Genomic DNA, 18,231 nt, shown 5'->3' with positions numbered 1-18,231 from the left:
ATCAGGGCGCCGGTGCGGGAGGCGGCATGACCGGGGTCGGCCGTTGTCCCGTATTCGTCCAGGTCTGGAGGGCGTCGAAGGCTGCGTCCAGCTGGTCCGGAGTGAAGCCGCAGTGGGCGAGGCCGTCCAGACCCGTCCCGGTGAGGGGCATGTTGATTTCCGGAACCGTGATGGCGAGCAGACGATCGGCGTTGCCGGCGGCCTCGGTCTTGCGGATCAGGCCCTCGAACTGGCTGTAGGGAACCAGGGAATCGATGCGGTTGTGAATGGCCACCAGCGGCACGGAAAACCGGCCCGTTGAACGCCGCCAGCGATCGGCATAGCTTACCGCAGACGGGTTCGACCGAACCCGTCCGATGTCACGATTCAAAGCTGCGGCCTCTTCTGCGGACAACAGGGGGCTGGCGTAGACCTTGGACGTGTTGTCGTAGATGCCGCCACCAAAGGTGTCGTTCATGTCGTCCATGCCGAGCGACACGGTCATGATCGGCACGATGAGGGAGGCCGGTTCGGGCGTCACGCCGGCGATGGAGGCGATCTTGTCGATGATCTGCGCCTCGCGACCGCCGGGCGTCTCCTTCGCGGCCTTGAACAGGGCGGCGATCGGGTCGGCGATCCGCTTCATCTGGAGGAGCCGGAAGGGCTCGTTCAGGGCCCCGATTGCATTTGGCGCGATCGGGGACAGGGCGGAGCGGTTGAGGTCCGTCTCCCCCGGCAGGGCGTAGGGGGTGTCCTTCGTATAGTAGGCGTAAAGGGCGCGCAGATCGATCAGCAGCCCGACCTCGTCAGTCCAGTTGTCGACCAATCCGCAGCCGGACAAGGCGCCCTTGAAGGCGGTCGGCTGGGTTTCGATGATGGCCATGACAATGTTGCCACCCATCGAGCCGCCGGCGACATAGGCCTCGGTCACGCCCATACGGCCGAGAAAGGCCCGCAGGCGCAGGGTGTTCTCGACCGCCGATTCCACACCCACCCCGGCCTTGTCGAAATCGCTGTGGGCGATGGCGAAGCCCTGGGCATAGGCCCCCTTCATCAGCCCGCCCGAGGGGTCCTTGTCCGCCGGATCCTCTGAAACGGTGACCGAACTGCCGGGCACCGAATAGCCATGGGCGAAGACCAGAGCCTGGCCGTTCCAGTCAGCCGGCACGGCCATGGCGAAATGATCGCCCTCCAGCTTGCCGTTGACGGTGAAGCCGCCATCCTCCCGGGCTTTCACTTCCACATTCGTCGCCTGCTGGGCCGCGGCCCTTGCGGCAAAGGAGGCCTGGGCCGGTTGCAGGTCGGCGTTGGCCGGGGTGCTGCAACCGGCGCCCGTCAGTATGGCAGCGGCGGCCAGGGCGGCGAACGCCGTCCGCGCCCGGACATGCGACGGCTTCAAGGTCATTGCTCTTCTCCTACCAGCTGTAACGCAGGGTCACGCCGTACTGGCGCGGATCGCCGAAGGCGGCGCCGACCAGGCCGGTGGTGTTGTAGGTCGCGTTGGAGGTGACGCGGTATTCTTCGTCCGTCACGTTCGTGCCGTAGAGAGACAGGGCCACGTCCGAGCCGGCGATATGCTCCCAGTCCAGACGAACATTGAGCAGGCCATAGGCCGGAATGACGCCGAAAGGCTGCAGGTCCGAAGACACCTGCTGGTCGTCCTGCCAGGCGTAGGAGGCGCGCACGCTGACATCGCCGATCGTCGACGGGACAGGCAGATAGAGCTTGGCGTCGACGCTGTACTTGTTCTTGGGCACATACTGGAACGGGAAGCCACTGCGGTCGACGCCGAGGCCATCGATGTACTTGTCGTAGGTCGCGTCGTTATACGAATAGGTCGCCGTAAGTGTCAGCGGCGCGATGGGCTGGATGACGCCCTCGAACTCGAAGCCCTTCACCGTCGCCTCGGCGGCATTGGTGATGAGCTGGGTGTTGAAGCCTCCGATCAGGGCGTAGTCGCTGCGCTGGATGTCCTCATATTTCATGTAGAAGGCCGAGACATTCGTCCGGGCATTGATCCCCGAAGCCGACCAGTCGTGCTTCAGGCCGATCTCACCGTCAGTGACCGTCTCGGGTCGCACCCGGAACAGGGGACTCGTAGCGCTGACCAGAAGAACCGAGGGATTGATCCCGCCGCTCTTGTAGCCATGCCGGCTGACGCCATAGATCAGGGTGTCGGGCGTGGCCTGCCAGTCCAGACCCAGCTGCCAGGTGTCGCCGTCGCTCTCTCCATCAAAGGCGCGGCTGCAGTTGGGGAAGGCGAAACCGGGGTTGGTGCCGCAGGCGTTGCCGAACTCAGGGATATAGATGCTGATGTCGCCGCCGAACTCGTCCCAGGTATAGCGATAGCCGGCGTTGGCCGTCAGGGTGTCGGTGATCGCATAGGAAAACTGGCCATAGACGGCCTTTGAGCTGTCGTTTGCGTGGGCGCTGTCCTGCAGCAAGGTGACGGCGCCAAGGTTGGCGCGCTGGACGAAGGTCAAGGGCGTGACCGTCGAGGTGTCGGAATAGAAGACCCCGGTCTGGAAGGTCAGCCGGCCCAGCTCGATCCGCGCCTGAAGCTCTTCCGTCCAGGTCTCGTTGTCGACGTTCCAGCGGCCGGGAATGGCGCCGTTCAGGTCGTTGATGACCAGGATCGAGGCGTCGCCGTCGGAGCCGAAGTCGGCTCTCGTGCGGGTGTAGCTGAGGACATTCTTGATCGTGATGCTGTCGGTGAGCTGAAAGGTGGTGTTGTTCAGGGCCAGCAGGGTCTGGCTGACGTTCTTGGTGTCGGCGCTCAACGCGATCCGGTTGTTGCCGCGCGCCTGCTGGGCGGCCAGCAGCGGGTTCAACAGGGCGGCCGCCGGGCCGGCCGGATTGACCGCCAGCAGGACCGTGCCGGGACCGTTCTCATCGATGTCGACATAGTTGAGGGCCGTGTAGCTGCTGATCCTGTCGTTGGGCTGGAAGAGCAGGCCGCCGCGCAGGCTGAAGTTGTTGCGGTCGTTGTAATCCTTGCCGGTGTTCACGTCGGTGACGAAGCCCTCGCGCTGGTCGAACTGGCCAGCCAGGCGCAAAGACAGGGTGTCGCTCAGGGGCAAAGTCACGGCGGCGCGTGCAGATCGGCGATCCAGATTCCCGACGGTTCCCTCGACATAGCCATCCGGCTCGAAGCCGGGTTTGACCGGGTCCAGCAGGACCGCACCGCCCGTGGTGTTGCGCCCGAACAGGGTGCCCTGCGGACCTTTCAGGACCTGGATCGACTGAAGGTCGAACAGCAAACCGGGTCCGCTTGCCGTGGACGGTACCTCGGCGAAATAGGCGACGACGCCCGGTCCGCCGCCCGTGCCTAGGCTGCCGATCCCGCCGATGCCGCGGATCGTATAGTTTTCCTGGTTGCGATTGGTATTGCCCACGACGCTGAGCGACGGGGTGAAGTTCTGAAGATCCGTGCCTGTCTCGATGCCCCGCTGACGCAGGCCCTCCTGGCTGAAGGCGGTGACGGCGACGGGCACGTCCTGGATATTCTCTTCCGTCCGCCGAGCGGTGACGACGACCTCATCGAGCGTCGTCGCCTGCGGCTCGGCTTGTGGTTCCGCAGTCTGGGCCAAAGCCGACGATGCGGCGAGCGCGAGGGCGAGCGCGCTGACGCCCGTCATGATGGTCTGCCGCATGGCGGTCCCCTTTCCCTATGTGAACGGCCGGCTTGGCGTCGGCTCATTGGATGTCCGTCGATCGAACGCCGGAACTAAAGCCGAGGTCATTTGAAGCGTCAACAAACTTTATTGGCGTTGAAATAAAGAAGTGAAACCGGCTGGTCTCGTCCGGTCGTTCCTCCTATCAATCGGTCAAATCCGGATCTCAGCCGGCACCGATCACAGCGCCCCGATGACTGACATTCTCGCCCGTTCCGCCAAGACCCGATCCACCGCCCGTCCTGCGACGAAGCGCCGGCCCCGGCGCGCCCAGGCGGATAGGCGCGAAGAGGCGACCAACACCATCCTCGACGCGGCCGAAAAACTCTTCGCCCTGCACGGGCGCGACGGCGTCACCCTCAAGGCGATCGCGACCGGCGCGAACGTCGACAGCTCCCTGATCCACTACTATTTCGGCGACAAGGATCGAGTTTTCCGGGCCGTCTTCGCTCGACGTTCAGTCGAGGTGAACGCGGCCCGCGTCGCGGCGATGGACGCTTACGAGGCCAGGGTCGGGTCGGCCATGACGATCGAGGGTGTGCTCGATGTCTTCCTGCGCCCCATCTATGAGGTGGTCATCGAGAAGGGCGAGGGTTGGGTCTATTTCGCGGCCATCGTCGGTCACGCCAACGCCTCCCATTTCGGCGGCAAGGACGTCATGGCCGAAAACTTCGACCCCATCGTGCAACGCTTCATCGGCATGTTGAAGGCCTTAGCCCCGACAGCTCCCCCGGAGCGCATCTACTGGTTCTTCGACCTCGTCTCCTCCAGCCTGACGCACGGCCTGGCCCAAACCGGCCGGATCGACGACGTCTCAGGCGGCTTGTGCAAGTCCTCGGATCTGGCCGCAGTCCTCGAGACCATGATCGCCGTTTTCAGCGAAGGATTTCGGTCGGTCGCCCGTTGAAGTACGACCGACAGCGATCCCTTATCGAACGATTGACTTCAACGTTCTGGGTTTTTCTAAGGCAAGAAAAAGCAGGCGCAACGGACAAGTCCAGCCCCAAGCCAAGAGCACTGGCTGCGTCAAGTCGCGCACCCATGATCTTCCCCCGTAAAAGTGGACGGGGTTAAGCCGCTTTGCGCTCGGCCTCAGCGGGGCTGATATAGCCCAGTGCTGAGTGCAGGCGATGGGGATTGTAGAAGCCCTCGATGTATCCGAACAGGTCTCGCCGCGCCTGGTCTCGGGTGGCGTAGACGCGGTGATGAACGCGTTCGGTCTTGAGGGTGTGGAAGAAGCTCTCCATCGGGGCATTGTCCCAGCAGTCGCCCTTTCGGCTCATCGACGGGGTGATGCCGGATCGGGCCAGGGCTGATCGATAGGCTTCGGCTGCGTATTGGATGCCCCGGTCCGAATGATGGATCAGGCCGGGCGCGGGGCGCTGACGTTCGACGGCCATGTTGAGGGCGTCGAGGGCGATCTCGGTGTGCAGGGTCTGGCGCATGGACCAGCCCACGATCTTGCGGGTGTGCAGGTCGAGGATGGCGGCGAGATAGAGCCAGCCTTCGCCGGTCGGGATGTAGGTGAGGTCGGCGAGCCAGACCTGGTTGGGCGCCGCCGCCTCGAAGTTCCGGGCCAGCCTGTTGGGCGCGATGGGATAACCGTGGCGGCTGTTCGTCGTCCGGGCGCGACGCGGCAAGGCCGCCAAGCCCCGCAGGCCGGCGCGGCGCATCAGCCGCTCCACGCGGGATCGACCGACCCGACGCCCATGCCGCCGCAGGGTGGCGTGAACGCGCGGCGAGCCGTAACAGCCGCTGCTCTCCGCATGGATCAGCCGGATATCCTCGGTCAGCTCGCGATTGGCGACAGACCGCTGGCTCTCGGGGCGACCGCGCCAGGCGTAGTAACCGCTGGCCGACAAGCCCAGGACCGCGCACATCACGCGAACCGGCCAGACCTGACGATGCTCATCGACGAACCCGAACTTCATCGGGAGGCCGCTCCGAAGATGAGCGCGGCTTTTTTTAGGATGTCCCGCTCCATCCGCAGCTGACCGTTCTCTCGCCGCAACCGGGCCACCTCCGCCGCCAGATCCGACGGCGACGGGGACGACGCCTGCGTTGTGGGGCGCCGCGACGCCCCCGTCGCCTGCACCCCGAACTGCGTCATCCATCGACGAAGCACCGTCTCGTGCAGCCCAAGCTCGCGGGCCACCGCCCCGACGCTCAGGCCGCCGTTGGCGACGCGGTCAACGGCCTCGCGCTTGAAAGAATCCGGAAAGTTCCGGCGTTGAACACTCATCAGACACTCCTCTCCAGCTCCGAAAAGCTAGCATGGGTGTCCACCAAACCGAGGGAGGATCACCCAAGAAGATCAGGCTGCGCCACGGTTCTTAGCGACCGAAATCGGCCCGCGCAGCTGTAATCGCTTCTATGTTTTTCTCAGACCACGTGCGCAGTTCGACGAGCGGCACATAGAGACTGCGCCCGAGTGTCGTCAGCGAGTATTCGACCTGAATCGGACTGGTTGGCAACACGGCACGATTGACCAGTCCGTCCCGCTCTAGACCGCGAAGCGTCTGGGTGAGCATCTTTTGCGATATTCCCTGGACTTGGCGCATCAGTCGCCGAAACCGTTTCGGTTCGTCAGCCAGGGCGATCATGATCAGCGTCACCCATTTGTTGGAGATCTGATCCATCACGTCTCGCGTCGGGCAATCGACGCTGTAGACGATATCCGAGCTCTCGTTCGGCGTGGTTACCATTGGGTACTTAACCTACAAAAAGGTGCCTGGTTGAACATGTATACCGTCTTGCTATCGTGTCGCCAACCTTACCCTGCGGGAGCGACCCACATGCACATGCATTCACGAGCAGACGTCGTCGATACGGTATCCAGACTGTTCCAGGCCCTCGACAGCCACGATTGGCACACGATCGAAGGCTTGACCGTTGACATCGTCGATGTCGGGTATCCGTCCAAGGAAGCCGGTCCCGCTCGGATGAGCAGGAATGATTTGGTGTCAGAGCTCAAACGGTTTCTGCCGGGCTTCAGCGCGACCCACCATCTGGTCGGTGGATGTGTCGTCGATCTGATCGGCGACGATGGGGCTCGAGCGCGGGTGGATGTGTGCGTCACCCACGTCATCGATACGCTCACGCCGCCTTCATGGACCATCGGCGTTCAATACGACATTCGGTTGCTGCGGGTCGTAGATCGCTGGGTGATACAGGGGACGACATCCAGAACCCTATACGAAGAAGGCAATCGGGCCCTCCAGGCCGAGGCTCGAAAACGAGCGGCCTAGACTTCAGGCTTCGTCCTCGAGAGCGCGTTGCGGTTCAGATCGCAACTGGTCTCTGATCCAGCGCCACAGGGCTTCCGCGACAGGTCCATGAGGCTTGTTTCGGTGCCGCATGACGGCGAGCGTTTCCCGTCGGCCGGGTAGGTGGCGACCTTGCAGGTTTAGGAGCGTCCCGGACCGAACTTCCTGCTCGACCATGAAGTCTGGCAGATGCCCCCAGGCCAAACGGTTCAGGATCAGTTCCTTCTTCATCGCCATGTCCGGTGCCGAGCATTGGGGCGCGCCTTCGATCAGAAAATGGTTCTCGGTGCCGGGTTGACGAGCGGTGTCGCGGATCACGCATTGGGTCAAGCTGCGCAGCGCATCGTGCCTGGTCTCGGGCGTCGGTGCGAACGACAGAAAGCCGGGCGCTACGACAGGGACGAGTTGAACCTTGCAGATTTCCATTTGCTCGAAATCATAGCGAGAGGCGTCTACTCGGTGGATAATCAGATCGGTCGTGCCCTCATCCAGACGCTCGAACGGCCCCGTGACGGCCTCGTAGTCGAGGTGCAGCCGTGTGCGCGGGTGGCCGGCGAAAAATTTGGAGAGGGCCCCAAGGATCATCGGACGTGGGCAGAGGTCGCCTAGCACCACACGCAAGATCGCTTCTTCTCCACTGGCGAGTTGACGTCCGAACGCATCGAGATGATCGAGATCGCGCAAAGAAACGGCGGCTCTCGCGTGAAAGGCGCGTCCGGCGTCTGTCAGCTCGACCCGGTAGCCGCTGCGATCAAGCAGTTTCAGACCGAGGTTCGCCTCGAGCCGCGCCACAGACGCGAACACGGACGGATGCGATCGATGAAGCGCGTCCGCAGCGGACTGGAAACTGCCGAAGCGCGCCACGGCGTCTAGGCACCGCAACTCATGCAGCTTGAACGATGCGGGACTGTTTGATTTTTGGACAGACACCATCCCATTATAGTAATTTTTGTATCCTCTAGCCAGCGCTATCCACCGGTTGTCGACCATCCAAAGGAAAGCAGCATGAGCCCCTCGACCCACATCAGCGTCGGCGACGGATGCCGCATCGCCTACCCAGTCATGCTGAATGCGCACGAAGGCCATCGCCACTTCCGTCGGCGTGTGTGACCCGGAGATCGAATAATCGATCATTGAATAAAAGCGGTCCGAAACCATGGCCATTTCCGTCTCGCTGAAATACTGGCTCGGACCCTCTCCAAGCCATGGACTTACTATGAGAAAGCCCTTTACCCACCGCAAGAACGCACGTTTTGGTAAGGCCATGGGGTCATGACGACGCACACCGATCGATCTGGAAAAGGACCGCTGCAGCAGGACTGCCTCTGGAGAGACGTCTTTCATCATGTGACCAGTCGCTGGGGCATCCTGGTTCTGATCGCTTTGGCAGGCGGCCCTCTCCGCTTCTATATCCTGCGTAACGAGGTTGAGGGCGTGAGCGAGAAAATGCTGTCCCAGACCCTCAAGCTGCTCATGCGCGATGGTCTCGTCCTGCGATCGGTTGAAACAAGCGTGCCGCCCAAGGTCAGCTACGAACTCACCGCCATGGGGCACGGATTGGCGGCCCGTCTATCAGGGGTTTCATCCTGGATCGGCGACCACATCCCCGACCTCGAGCGCGCGCGCAGCCGCTTCGATCAATCATCCACCTGAACGGGTCCAGTGTTGGCCCGACGCGTAGCGCTGAAAGGGAACACGCTTGCAGCGCCGGGCGTCTTTCACCGCCGCGCGCATACGCCGTTCGCCCGTGAACCGCTGTCTCCTTCTAGCCGGCGTGATCGCCGTCCCCCCACACGCGGCGAGCGCGTGGCGTGTCCAGGCGATAGTCGGAATATGGGCGCTGGAAGATTTCCCCCCCAAAACGTTCGGCCTGGGCAAGGGGATCGGCAGGGTCATCGCGGACCTCACCGCCGCTGTTGCCGATCCCACGTATGACGTCGACCAGGTCCGAGCGAGTGTAGCGGGCGAACTCCTGCATCTGGGCCATGATCCCCAATGCGGCACCCGGATAGGTCTCTTCCGAGGCCAGCACCAGGCCCAACCGCTTTCCGGCCATGCCGTTCAGGACGTCGACCGAATCCGGATTCGAGGCGGCATAGTAGCAAAAGCTGCGGTCGAAGAAGGCCTTGGTCTGGGCCGACAGGCCATACCAGTAGATGGGAGAACAGAAGACCACGCCGTCTGCAGGCAAGAAGTCTTCCCGGAACAGCGCGCCATACCGATCTGCGATGGTGCAGTGGCCGTCAGCGCCGCGGCAAGTCCGGCAGTCGCGCAGAAAACCGGAGATGTAGTCATCGAGAAAACGCAGTACGACCTCGGTCCCGGCCGCTTGGGCGCCCCGCACGACGGCCTTTGCGAGAGTGGCGCTATTACCCTCTCTGCGCGGACTGCCCGCAAGGACGAGTAACGTGTTCACCATCTGGAGCGATCCTTCGTGGTCGGAGCAAGGACGCTCCGCGTGATCACGCAAACTGTCGTCTCGCTTTCAAAGCATCAACTACCGACTATTTTGTCAGGTACTCACTTTCTGGTAAGTTTATTGCCATGACGACGCGCGCACAGCCTTACAATGCCGGACTGGGTCCCGTACTCGAGATCATCGGTGGCAAGTGGAAGGGCCTTATTCTGTGGGACCTCAACGATGGCCCGGTCCGCTTCGGCGCGCTGAGACGGCGCATCCCCGGCATCAGCGAGAAGATGCTGATCCAGCAGTTGCGTGAAATGGAGGCGGACGGGCTCGTCCACCGCGAGATCTTTCATCAGGTCCCGCCGCGCGTGGATTATTCGCTCACCCCTCTGGGGGCTTCGCTCAACCTTGCTTTGACGCCGCTGTGAGAATGGGGAAAGCACAACCTTCCCGCCCGCGGCCTCGGCGTAAACGCTGACGAGCCGTCTTCCTGATTCACTCAACGTTCAAGACCGAACGCGCTTCGATCAGACCATCGTGTGTCTTACGACCGTCCTGCGAAACCCGACAGGCGGAATGTTCCGCTGCCGGGCTTCCTCATCGTTACCGTCCGTATTGCGAGATGACGTCCGTGAGCAGGACATGCTTTTGCAATGCTCCGTTGCCGGGCGGCTGGTCTCCATTCTCCAGGGCTGTCGCGAAAAGGACCGCTGGATCGGCTTCGACTCTCTGGCGCAGGGCGTGCAGTTTAGGCCATCGCCCGATGTCCGCGACTTCGTGGAATTCCAGCCACCGCGCGACCCCGGCCAGCAGTGCGTCCGCCAAGCAAGGCGTGTCCCCGACCAGAAAGCGGCTCTCACCAACCATGTCTTCCAGCTTGTCGTGACGTTCGATGACGGCGGCTCGACCAAAACGGCGAAGCGCAGCCTGAAAATCCGGGTCCGGCGTCTCCATCTCCATAGCAGCCCACAGCGGGCCAAACGCGCCGGTGAAGCCCGTGTTCAAGAAACCGATCAACTGATGCATCCGATCAGAACGGGCCGATCGAGGCTCGAAACTGATCCGACGGTCTGGATCGCGCGCTGCCAGATAGGCGGCAATGGCGACGGTTTCGCTGATTGGCCGACCGTCGTCGGTGATCAGGACGGGTGTTTCGTGTCGGGGGTTGAGACGCGCATAGCTCGGGTCACGCATTTCACCCAGCATGTCGACGCGGCAGAGGTCATACGGTTGGCCCAGCCATTCGAGGGCGGCGATCAGTCCGAGGGAGGTTCCCGACGGGAATCCGTAGAGCAGGATGGGATGCATGGTCTGTTCCATTGAAGCAGTTCGCGGCTACGGATGAATGCTGATCCATCCGGCAAACCGGTCTGGTTAAAGAGATGACGCTGCGCAGCGAGACTGGAAACTAGAGCGAACCTGCCCCATGTAAATCAGGCACTTTTCTGTAACCGGAACGGACATGGACCATGAAGGATGTCGTTTCCGACTGTCCCATCGAAGAGGTCATGCGGGCGCTCAGCGGGCGGTGGCCGTCTTTGCTCATCTATTACCTGAAGGACGGTTCCAAACGATTCAGCGATCTGAAGCGCGACAATCCCACCGTGTCGCACCGCATGCTGACACTGGAACTGCGCAAGCTGGAAGACATCGGCATCGTCAGCAGAACGGACCACCCCGGATATCCGCGCCGAGTGGACTATGGGTTGACGACTGCCGGCCTGACGCTTGTGCCGTTGATCGACGCCCTGGGCGACTGGTGGGAGGTTACGCAGTTTGATCGTATGACACGGCCAACTCTTTCTGACGCGGCATAATCAGGCGCGACACGCCCGCAATGGGCGTAGTCACCCTGGGTGGCTTCGCTCTATCGGCGGGGCAGGATCGGATCTGCGCCGAAGGGACGGTTCAGGATCGACAGGGCTTCCGAGGCGAAGAAGACCCGATTCCGGGCGTAACCTGTCCGCTCTTTTAGAATCCTGGCCGACTGCAGTTGATCGACTGCAGTGGCCGCCGAGGTGACCGAGACCTTGAGCAGTTCAGCCAGTCTGGCGATGGTTACGACCGGATACTGGGGCAGCAGCTTGAGCGCTCTTAGAGAGGAGGATCCGCCGCGATAGACACGGCGAGCCTCCCATTTGGCCTCCAACCTCAGAAGGGCCTCGCGAGTCTTCATCAACTCGTTTGTCGAGCCGACCACCGCATCAGACAAGAAGCCCACCATGGCCGGCCAATCGAGTTTCTGCTGGGATGCCTTGAGCGCCGTATAATAGGCGGGCTTGTTGGCCTCGATATAGGGCGCCAGATAGAGGGGTGTGCGTCCCTCCGCCGCCATCATCATGGGCAGCAGGAGGCGCCCGACCCGACCGTTTCCATCCCTGAAAGGATGCACCGCCTCGAAATGCGAATGGGCGATGGCCATCCGGGTCAGCAAACTCTGCTGCTGGGCGTGCACACCCTGAGCCTGCATGTAACTGACGTTGTCCGCCAGGCAGGCGGCGACATTCGCGGCGGGCGGAGGATTGAAGGTAGAATAGGCGATCCCTCCGGTGCCGATCCAGACGGTGACATCCCGGATCCGCCCTGGCCGATCCGGATAGTCCGGATCATCCCTCATGATCTTGCGATGAAGCTGTCCGACAAGGTCCTGGGTAAAGACCTCGGGGCCCAGACGGCGCGCACGCCGGACGTGGGCTTCCAGTGCAGCGGCATAGGCCTTGACCTGTCGGACCTGTGCCCGCCCGTCTTCATCATGGGTCTCCTCCTCGGTGAGGAGTTCATCCAGGGTGCTTTGAGTTCCCTCGATTGCCGAGCTGCTCACCGCTTCCTGGCGCGTCAGGATGCGGCTGACGACGAAAGGATCGCTTAGGGTTCGTGCATAGACGTCGACCGCGGCCATGGCTTGAACCGCCAGTTCGTGCCGTCGAGCCACGTCGGTGATCACAACCCCCTGCTCAGGTGGCGCAGCCGGCACGACGCCATAGTGGCTGGCGTGTGGCGCAGGCAGCCGTGTCAACGACTGTCGCACCGCATGGCTGAGTTCATTTCGCTTCATCCAAGGACAAGTGAACCGAAAGAGCGCTCAAAAGCAAGTTTATCGCATAACCTTGGATAAGCGTTGTGAATTGTCTTGTGTGGGGAGGGGCGTCGGGAAGGTCGAAGCTGCTAGACGACGATGCTGCTCAAGCGCCCCAGACATCGCCATCGTCCAATACGGCATCATCACCGCCATCTTGCGCGAGGTGTACTCGGCCTTCGCAGCAACAGGGGGGGGGCGCAGTGAAGAGCGTCCTCCGCTTCACGCATGGTCGTCAGGCGTGCGATTATCCAGATCTCGAGACATTGCTAAACAAGACCGCAGCCTGCGGTGATTGGCTTGGTCAATCTGATTGCCATGCCGGATGCTGCATCGAACCTGTCCGATCAGGACACCGTCTCTTCCACCAAATCCATCCCCCAGAGGCTCAGCCGCTCGACAGCATCTTTAGGCAAGATAAGCTTCTCCGGAAAATAGAGGCCTGGGTCAGGAGTTTGACCCGTAATGCCTGAAAGCCTCTCAAGAGCCAGCGCGATACCCCGCGCGCCGAGCATGGCGTTGCCTTCGGGATCGATGAGCCGCCAGCGGCGAAGACTGGGCCGACCGGACAAGTCCTCGCCGTCGATCTCGATCGTGACCTCATGTCCCGGCCGTCCATCCGACCCACGCGCGGTTCGTCCCTCGGCACCGAGAAGCGTGATGTCGGCACCCGGCGCCAGATCCGCCAGGCTCAGGATATCGGGAAGGCCGTAGGCCTCCGCTTCAAGTCGGTCTCCACGCGCCGTCGTCACGACATGACCGGCAGTCTCGCCGACGCCCAGCCAGGACCACCGTCCCTGCCGCAGGGCGAGCGGCGGCGGGCCCGATCCGGCGATCCGCTCCATGTCGATCTGCGCGCCGGGTGGTAGGGGATCTTCGGGATCGAAGACGACCCCGACGCGGACAGCCTGGACGTTTCGATATTCCGGCAGCCGCGAGGCCGCGAGGAGCATGGGGATACCCCCATGGGAATGGCCCATCATGACGATGGCGGATCTGGACGGACCGCGGGCGAAAAGGGCTGCGATCGGCGCGAGTTCGAAGGCAGCCTCCGAGATCAGCACGATAGGAACGCCTCGGGCCTGGGCCGCGCGAATGGAATTGTATCCCAGGTCGCGCAGAAGAACGGCCACTGCGGAGAACCGGACTGAAGCGGATAGGCCAAGGTTCGGCAGATCAACATCCGCCTCGATCGCCTGGGCGTTACCGAGTTCGTCCGCCAGCCTCTTTGCGCGGCCGAAACCACGGGCCGCGATGAGGAGCGGTAGATGAGGGTGAGCCGCTCGAAGGAGCCGGGCGATCGCAGTCCCCATGACCCCGGTTCCACCGAGCATAAGGATGGGATCAGTCACTGGCCGATCTTCACCTTGGTGAGCACGGCCCCGCTCGTCAGAGCGCGCGTGACGAAGAGGTCGGGGTCCACCAGACCTTCTGGAAAGTAGAGCCCTGGGCCAACCGGCGGCCCACCGTCCAGAGCGGTGACCCGTTCCAGGATGGAGGCCACGGCCAGGGCCGTGAGAGGCGCCTGACCGCGAGGGTGCACAAGGGCGTGGCGCGAGTGAACCACGGCACCTGAAGGATCCACACCCTCCAGATCGATTATGATTTCCGTCGAGTAGGTGTGGCCCGCGCGGCGCGACGATGAGACGCCAACTGCTACATCAAGGCGGATATCCGTTGCGTCGGTTCGGGCGGCCAGGGCGACGATGTCGAACGGAGAATAGGGAAATCCTTCCAGCGCTTCGCCGTCGGCGGCATGAACGACCACGTCCCCCTCCGCCTGGGTCCGCCAATGGTAACGTCCATTGATCAACGTGAGGGCCGCCGGAGACACCGAAGTCAGACGCGCATAGTCGGCGTCTGCGGCGGGTCCACCGATATCCTTTTCATCGAGGACAGCCGAAAGGGCGACCCGATCCAGACGGGCGAAGCCTTTCGCCAGATGCAGGGTTGTCAGGACGCCCGCGCCCGCCAGCCATTCGCTGCCGAGGACGACGGGCGCCGTCGGTCGGTGAACATAGGCGGCGATCTCAGGCGCGATCTCAAATGTTCCCGTCGAGATGCTGACATGGGGCACGGACCTGGACAGAGCATATTTGAGGGAGCCGAGCGTGTCGTCGTGGACGAAGATGGCCACCGCGCTGACGTCCCTTTCCCCCAATCCCAAGTCGGACGCGGTCAGATCGATCTGGACGCCCTCGCCACCACCAATCTCTGCTGCCGCCTGTTGGGCGCGGGCAAGATCTCGTCCCCCTATCAGAAGCGGGATGTCCGGGTGAGCGGCCCGCAGGCTCATCGCCGTCTGTTTGCCAACGGTGCCGGCGCCGCCGATCAGCAGAATGGGAGAGGAAGACATGGATCAGGCCCTATGTTACGATTAGTAAGTTACTACTCGTAAGTTAGATGCTGGAATGAATCAAGCCACGACGCCCATCGCTCCCAGACGGCGGCTTTCAAGGGCCGACCGACAGGAACAACTCCTGCGAACCGCACTGATGATGGTCCGGGAAGAGGGAACGTCCAGCTTGACACTGGCGCGCGTGGCGGAGCGAGCGGGCGTGACCAAGCCGGTCGCCTACGACCATTTCGGATCGACGGACGGACTTCTTGTCGCGCTATACAAGGCGATCGACCAGGATCAGTCCCGGGCTCTGTTCGACGCCATGGCGGCGGAGCCGCACGATCTCGCCAGCGCCGCCCGTCGGATCTCGGACGCCTATATGCATTGCTACGCCGATACCTCGGGCGAATGGCAGGCCGTGGCCGGAGCGCTTCGCGGCAATCCCGAAATAGATTCGACGCACAGAGAGCTTCTCAGCGGATATGTCGACCGGTTCGGAACCGCGCTTGGACGCTACTCCGAGCTTCCCGCGCCAGTGGTTCGTGTGCGTTGCGTGGGATTGGTCGGTGCGGCCGAGGCTCTGTCCTCAGACATGGTGCGGGGCGGACTGTTGGAAGCAGAGGCTTCCGCTGCGTTGGCAGACCTGATCGTGGCCGCCTTTCGGCAGAGGTGATCCCAAATAGCGAGCAACCAGGCGTCGTCGTAGGCGGTTCAGGCCATGAAGCGGAAGGATTGTGCGCCAACCAGACACGCAACTGTCTAGCCCTGAGCGGTTTCAAGCGGTTTCACACGTGTCGTTTGAGCGGAAAGCCGTTTTTACCGTCGGGACGACACGACTGAGTGGCAAAAGCGGGCGCAATCTTTCCGGAACACACTTTTTCCCAGCAGTGTGCAGGCGATTTCAGCCGATCACAGCCAAGGACCGAGCGGCAAGAAAAACGATCGCGAGAATATTTTGGTAGCGGCGTGGTAGCGGCGGGAAAAATGGGGTGGGCGATCCCACTGGGATCGCCCTGCCATAACCTACTGATTGCCTTAGCAATCTCGACTGGAGCGGGCGAAGAGATTCGAACTCTCGACCCCAACCTTGGCAAGGTTGTGCTCTACCACTGAGCTACGCCCGCACTCCGTAGGAGCTAGGTGCGCTCCCCGTCGAGGAGGGGGCGTATAGCGGAGGGTTGATCGGTCCTGCAAGAGAGAATTTGCAAAAAGCGATCAAGTCCCGCTCACGCCCCCCCGCGCCTCAGCGCGGCGCCAAACGAATGGCGCCGTCCAGACGGATGCATTCGCCGTTGATGTAGACGTTTCTAGCCAGTTCCAGCACCAGCGACGCATAGTCGGCCGGCGTGCCCAGACGGCTGGGGAACGGGATGGCGGCGGCCAGGGCGTCCTGAATCTTCTGATCCATCCCAGCCATCATCGGCGTCCACATGATGCCAGGCAGGATGGTGTTGCAGCGCACCCCTTCCTGAGCCAGATCGCGCGCGATCGGCAGGGTCATCGCATAGACGCCGCCCTTGGACGCCGAATAGGCCGCCTGGCCGATCTGCCCGTCCTGCGCCGCGACGGAAGCGGTGTTGACGATCAGGCCGCGCTCGCCGTCCGCCATCGGCTCCAGCGTCACCATGCCCGCCGCCGACTGCGACAAAACGCGGAAGGTGCCGAACAGATTGACCCGCACGGTGCGCTCGAACTGAGCCATGTCGTGGGCCTTGATCTCGCCGGTGTCCTTCTTGCGCGAGACGGTCTTCTGGCCCGTGGCGATGCCGGCGCAGTTGACGGTCAGACGTTCCTGGCCATGGGCGGCGCGGGCCTTTTCGAAGGCGGCGGCGACCGAGGCGTCGTCGGTCACGTCCACCTGGCAGAAGACGCCGCCGATCTCGGCCGCGACGGCCTCGCCCTTTTCGGCGTTTAGATCGAACAGGGCGACCTTGGCCCCCGTCGCCGCGATGGCGCGCGCGGTGCCTTCGCCCAGGCCCGAGGCGCCGCCGGTGACCACTGCGGCGATGGTGTTGTCGAGTTTCATCCTGATCGTTCCTATATTGTCGTGAACCTGAGTTTCGTTTGAGGATTTAGCGGCCATGACCGCCAAAGCCAAACCTGCCAATCCATCGGATGTCCTGGACCCGAAAAAGGCGCTCGTGCCGTCGGTGGTAAAGATCAACGAGGCGCGCGTGACCAAGGGCTTCTGGCCCAAGATTCAGCGCACGGCCGCCCGCATCCCCTTTGCGGACCAGGCCCTGGCCGCCTGGTACGCCGCGCGCGATCCGCAGACGCCGATGGCGGCCAAGGGCATGATCTTCGCGGGCCTGGCCTATTTCGTCATGCCGGTGGACGCCATTCCCGATATCTTCGCGGGCATCGGCTATACCGATGACGCGGCCGTCATCACCGCCCTGCTGGCCCTGGTCGGCGCCAACATCAAACGCCGCCACCGCGACCAGGCCGAGGACGCGGTGCAGCGGCTGAAGGCGAAATAACTCAGCTCTCGACCGTCACCACGATCTTGCCCAGGGCCTGACGGTCGCCCAGGGCCTTGATCGCCTCTCCGGCCTTTTCCAGCGGGAAGGTCTTTGAGACCCGCGGCCTGATCTTGCCGTCGGCGTACATCTGCATCAGTTCGGCCATGTTGGCGGCGTGGGCCTTGGGATCGCGCATCACCGCCGCGCCCCAGAAGACGCCGATCACCGACACCGACTTCAGTAGCGTCAGGTTCAGCGGCAGGGACGGAATGCCCGCCGGGAAGCCGACCACCAGATAGCGCCCGTTCCAGTCCATGGCCCGCAACGCCGGATCGGCGTAGTCGCCGCCGACCGCGTCATAAACGACGTCCGCCCCGTCGCGGCCGGTCGCCAGCTTGAACTCGCCGGACAGCTCTTTCTGCGCCGCCTTGTCCATCGGTCCCGACGGATAGATCAGGCCATTGTCGGCGCCCAGTTCAAGCGCGAACTCGACCTTGTCGTTGGTCGAGGCAGCGGCGACCACCTTGGCCCCCATAGCCTTGCCCAGTTCGACGGCGGCGGCGCCGACGCCCCCGGCCGCGCCCAGCACCAAGAGGGTTTCGCCCGCCTTCAGCTGCGCCCGGTCCTTCAGCGCATAGTAGCTGGTGCCATAGGTCATGATCAGGGCCGCCGCCTCTTCGAAGCTCATGGCGTCGGGGATGGGGATGACCGTCTCGGCCCGCACCGCCAGCCGCTCGACCAGCCCGCCCCAGCCCGGCACGGCGATGACCCGGTCGCCCTTGCGCACGCCCTTGACGCCCTCGCCCACCGCCTCGACCACGCCGGCGACTTCGGCGCCCGGCGAGAAGGGCCGCTCGGGCCGGAACTGGTATTTGTCCTCGATGATCAGGGTGTCGGGATAGTTGATCCCCACCGCCTTGACCTCGATGATTACCTCGCCCGTCTTGGGCGTCGGGTCGAGCACATCCTCCACGACCAGGGTTTCGGGGCCACCAGGCGTCTTGGACAGAACAGCGCGCATCTTTC

The 18,231-nt window shown here is 63.0% G+C and carries 19 protein-coding genes and 1 tRNA gene; 7 read left to right on the top strand and 13 right to left on the bottom strand.

Annotated elements, in window-relative coordinates; translation table 11 throughout:
* Position 1: 1 nt before the first annotated feature.
* Together JX001_RS02770 and JX001_RS02765 are read right to left on the bottom strand one after the other, a co-directional pair.
* Positions 2-1,384, bottom strand: coding sequence for an alpha/beta hydrolase family protein (locus tag JX001_RS02770; protein WP_205682195.1), 1,383 nt, complete (start codon positions 1,382-1,384; stop codon positions 2-4).
* A 10-nt stretch (positions 1,385-1,394) separates the two neighbouring features.
* Positions 1,395-3,632 carry a TonB-dependent receptor gene (locus JX001_RS02765; protein WP_241004726.1) on the bottom strand — a complete coding sequence of 746 codons (2,238 nt, stop codon included), beginning with the start codon at positions 3,630-3,632 and terminating at the stop codon, positions 1,395-1,397.
* A 214-nt stretch (positions 3,633-3,846) separates the two neighbouring features.
* On the opposite strand from JX001_RS02765, the gene JX001_RS02760 reads away from it, so the two are divergent.
* A complete protein-coding gene (locus JX001_RS02760) occupies positions 3,847-4,560 on the top strand; it encodes a TetR/AcrR family transcriptional regulator (RefSeq protein ID WP_205682194.1) in 714 nt (237 codons plus the stop codon).
* A gap of 163 nt (positions 4,561-4,723) precedes the next feature.
* On the opposite strand, the gene JX001_RS02755 is transcribed toward JX001_RS02760, so the two are convergent.
* Together JX001_RS02755 and JX001_RS02750 are read right to left on the bottom strand one after the other, a co-directional pair.
* A protein-coding gene (locus JX001_RS02755; protein WP_114150060.1) for an IS3 family transposase occupies positions 4,724-5,895 on the bottom strand; the annotation gives its coding sequence in 2 pieces (ribosomal slippage) (positions 4,724-5,622 and positions 5,622-5,895; 1,173 coding nt in all).
* A 91-nt stretch (positions 5,896-5,986) separates the two neighbouring features.
* Entirely contained in the window at positions 5,987-6,358 is a 372-nt protein-coding gene (locus JX001_RS02750; RefSeq protein ID WP_205682193.1) for a winged helix-turn-helix transcriptional regulator, read from the bottom strand.
* Between the two features lie 90 nt (positions 6,359-6,448).
* On the opposite strand from JX001_RS02750, the gene JX001_RS02745 reads away from it, so the two are divergent.
* On the top strand, positions 6,449-6,901 hold the full coding sequence (locus JX001_RS02745) for a nuclear transport factor 2 family protein (protein WP_205682192.1): 453 nt from the start codon (positions 6,449-6,451) through the stop codon (positions 6,899-6,901).
* A 3-nt stretch (positions 6,902-6,904) separates the two neighbouring features.
* Here the strand turns inward: JX001_RS02745 and JX001_RS02740 are convergent, their stop codons facing one another.
* Positions 6,905-8,083, bottom strand: coding sequence for a LysR family transcriptional regulator (locus tag JX001_RS02740; RefSeq protein ID WP_205682191.1), 1,179 nt, complete (start codon positions 8,081-8,083; stop codon positions 6,905-6,907).
* Positions 8,084-8,191: 108 nt separating this feature from the next.
* On the opposite strand from JX001_RS02740, the gene JX001_RS02735 reads away from it, so the two are divergent.
* Positions 8,192-8,572: a winged helix-turn-helix transcriptional regulator gene (locus JX001_RS02735; RefSeq protein WP_205682190.1), complete on the top strand. Its 381-nt coding sequence runs from the start codon at positions 8,192-8,194 to the stop codon at positions 8,570-8,572.
* A gap of 112 nt (positions 8,573-8,684) precedes the next feature.
* Here JX001_RS02735 and JX001_RS02730 read toward each other — a convergent pair whose 3' ends face one another.
* On the bottom strand, positions 8,685-9,338 hold the full coding sequence (locus tag JX001_RS02730; protein ID WP_205682189.1) for a flavodoxin family protein: 654 nt from the start codon (positions 9,336-9,338) through the stop codon (positions 8,685-8,687).
* A 125-nt stretch (positions 9,339-9,463) separates the two neighbouring features.
* Between JX001_RS02730 and JX001_RS02725 the strand changes: the two genes are divergently transcribed.
* Positions 9,464-9,754, top strand: coding sequence for a winged helix-turn-helix transcriptional regulator (locus JX001_RS02725; protein ID WP_205682188.1), 291 nt, complete (start codon positions 9,464-9,466; stop codon positions 9,752-9,754).
* A 175-nt stretch (positions 9,755-9,929) separates the two neighbouring features.
* Here the strand turns inward: JX001_RS02725 and JX001_RS02720 are convergent, their stop codons facing one another.
* Positions 9,930-10,634, bottom strand: a complete 705-nt coding sequence (locus tag JX001_RS02720; RefSeq protein WP_205682187.1) for a glutathione S-transferase family protein — start codon at positions 10,632-10,634, stop codon at positions 9,930-9,932.
* Between the two features lie 161 nt (positions 10,635-10,795).
* Between JX001_RS02720 and JX001_RS02715 the strand changes: the two genes are divergently transcribed.
* A complete protein-coding gene (locus JX001_RS02715) occupies positions 10,796-11,143 on the top strand; it encodes a winged helix-turn-helix transcriptional regulator (RefSeq protein WP_205682186.1) in 348 nt (115 codons plus the stop codon).
* A gap of 50 nt (positions 11,144-11,193) precedes the next feature.
* On the opposite strand, the gene JX001_RS02710 is transcribed toward JX001_RS02715, so the two are convergent.
* The 3 genes from JX001_RS02710 to JX001_RS02700 form a co-directional block, all read right to left on the bottom strand.
* The gene (locus tag JX001_RS02710; RefSeq protein WP_205682185.1) at positions 11,194-12,270 is read right to left on the bottom strand and encodes a Fic family protein; all 1,077 of its coding nucleotides are present in this window, start codon (positions 12,268-12,270) and stop codon (positions 11,194-11,196) included.
* Between the two features lie 479 nt (positions 12,271-12,749).
* Positions 12,750-13,754 carry an SDR family oxidoreductase gene (locus JX001_RS02705; RefSeq protein ID WP_205682184.1) on the bottom strand — a complete coding sequence of 335 codons (1,005 nt, stop codon included), beginning with the start codon at positions 13,752-13,754 and terminating at the stop codon, positions 12,750-12,752.
* A complete protein-coding gene (locus tag JX001_RS02700; protein WP_205682183.1) occupies positions 13,751-14,758 on the bottom strand; it encodes a Rossmann-fold NAD(P)-binding domain-containing protein in 1,008 nt (335 codons plus the stop codon). The genes JX001_RS02705 and JX001_RS02700 overlap by 4 nt, the downstream gene beginning before the upstream one ends.
* A 169-nt stretch (positions 14,759-14,927) precedes the next feature.
* Between JX001_RS02700 and JX001_RS02695 the strand changes: the two genes are divergently transcribed.
* Positions 14,928-15,416 carry a TetR/AcrR family transcriptional regulator gene (locus tag JX001_RS02695; RefSeq protein ID WP_241004725.1) on the top strand — a complete coding sequence of 163 codons (489 nt, stop codon included), beginning with the start codon at positions 14,928-14,930 and terminating at the stop codon, positions 15,414-15,416.
* 376 nt (positions 15,417-15,792) lie between these two features.
* On the opposite strand, the gene JX001_RS02690 is transcribed toward JX001_RS02695, so the two are convergent.
* A tRNA-Gly gene (locus tag JX001_RS02690) sits at positions 15,793-15,867 on the bottom strand.
* A gap of 119 nt (positions 15,868-15,986) precedes the next feature.
* The gene (locus tag JX001_RS02685; RefSeq protein WP_066553203.1) at positions 15,987-16,769 is read right to left on the bottom strand and encodes an SDR family NAD(P)-dependent oxidoreductase; all 783 of its coding nucleotides are present in this window, start codon (positions 16,767-16,769) and stop codon (positions 15,987-15,989) included.
* A 55-nt stretch (positions 16,770-16,824) separates the two neighbouring features.
* Between JX001_RS02685 and JX001_RS02680 the strand changes: the two genes are divergently transcribed.
* Positions 16,825-17,223: a YkvA family protein gene (locus JX001_RS02680; protein WP_205682181.1), complete on the top strand. Its 399-nt coding sequence runs from the start codon at positions 16,825-16,827 to the stop codon at positions 17,221-17,223.
* A 1-nt stretch (position 17,224) separates the two neighbouring features.
* On the opposite strand, the gene JX001_RS02675 is transcribed toward JX001_RS02680, so the two are convergent.
* The gene (locus JX001_RS02675) at positions 17,225-18,226 is read right to left on the bottom strand and encodes an NADPH:quinone oxidoreductase family protein (RefSeq protein WP_205682180.1); all 1,002 of its coding nucleotides are present in this window, start codon (positions 18,224-18,226) and stop codon (positions 17,225-17,227) included.
* Positions 18,227-18,231: the final 5 nt, after the last annotated feature.

Origin of the sequence: Brevundimonas fontaquae (assembly GCF_017086445.1) — a bacterium.
Classification (GTDB): domain Bacteria; phylum Pseudomonadota; class Alphaproteobacteria; order Caulobacterales; family Caulobacteraceae; genus Brevundimonas; species Brevundimonas fontaquae.
Note: the sequence above shows the minus strand (reverse complement) of the source record. Positions and strands in the feature narration are given on the sequence as shown.

Bases quoted from the DNA above. Each gene is read 5' to 3' on its own strand.
- JX001_RS02750 (WP_205682193.1), bottom strand. From the start codon at position 6,358: ATGGTAACCACGCCGAACGAGAGCTCGGATATCGTCTACAGCGTCGAT.
- JX001_RS02725 (WP_205682188.1), top strand. From the start codon at position 9,464: ATGACGACGCGCGCACAGCCTTACAATGCCGGACTGGGTCCCGTACTC.
- JX001_RS02720 (WP_205682187.1), bottom strand. From the start codon at position 10,634: ATGCATCCCATCCTGCTCTACGGATTCCCGTCGGGAACCTCCCTCGGA.
- JX001_RS02730 (WP_205682189.1), bottom strand. From the start codon at position 9,338: ATGGTGAACACGTTACTCGTCCTTGCGGGCAGTCCGCGCAGAGAGGGT.
- JX001_RS02740 (WP_205682191.1), bottom strand. From the start codon at position 8,083: ATGGCCATGGTTTCGGACCGCTTTTATTCAATGATCGATTATTCGATC.
- JX001_RS02745 (WP_205682192.1), top strand. From the start codon at position 6,449: ATGCACATGCATTCACGAGCAGACGTCGTCGATACGGTATCCAGACTG.
- JX001_RS02675 (WP_205682180.1), bottom strand. From the start codon at position 18,226: ATGCGCGCTGTTCTGTCCAAGACGCCTGGTGGCCCCGAAACCCTGGTC.
- JX001_RS02700 (WP_205682183.1), bottom strand. From the start codon at position 14,758: ATGTCTTCCTCTCCCATTCTGCTGATCGGCGGCGCCGGCACCGTTGGC.
- JX001_RS02685 (WP_066553203.1), bottom strand. From the start codon at position 16,769: ATGAAACTCGACAACACCATCGCCGCAGTGGTCACCGGCGGCGCCTCG.
- JX001_RS02735 (WP_205682190.1), top strand. From the start codon at position 8,192: ATGACGACGCACACCGATCGATCTGGAAAAGGACCGCTGCAGCAGGAC.
- JX001_RS02770 (WP_205682195.1), bottom strand. From the start codon at position 1,384: ATGACCTTGAAGCCGTCGCATGTCCGGGCGCGGACGGCGTTCGCCGCC.
- JX001_RS02715 (WP_205682186.1), top strand. From the start codon at position 10,796: ATGAAGGATGTCGTTTCCGACTGTCCCATCGAAGAGGTCATGCGGGCG.
- JX001_RS02760 (WP_205682194.1), top strand. From the start codon at position 3,847: ATGACTGACATTCTCGCCCGTTCCGCCAAGACCCGATCCACCGCCCGT.
- JX001_RS02680 (WP_205682181.1), top strand. From the start codon at position 16,825: ATGACCGCCAAAGCCAAACCTGCCAATCCATCGGATGTCCTGGACCCG.
- JX001_RS02765 (WP_241004726.1), bottom strand. From the start codon at position 3,632: ATGCGGCAGACCATCATGACGGGCGTCAGCGCGCTCGCCCTCGCGCTC.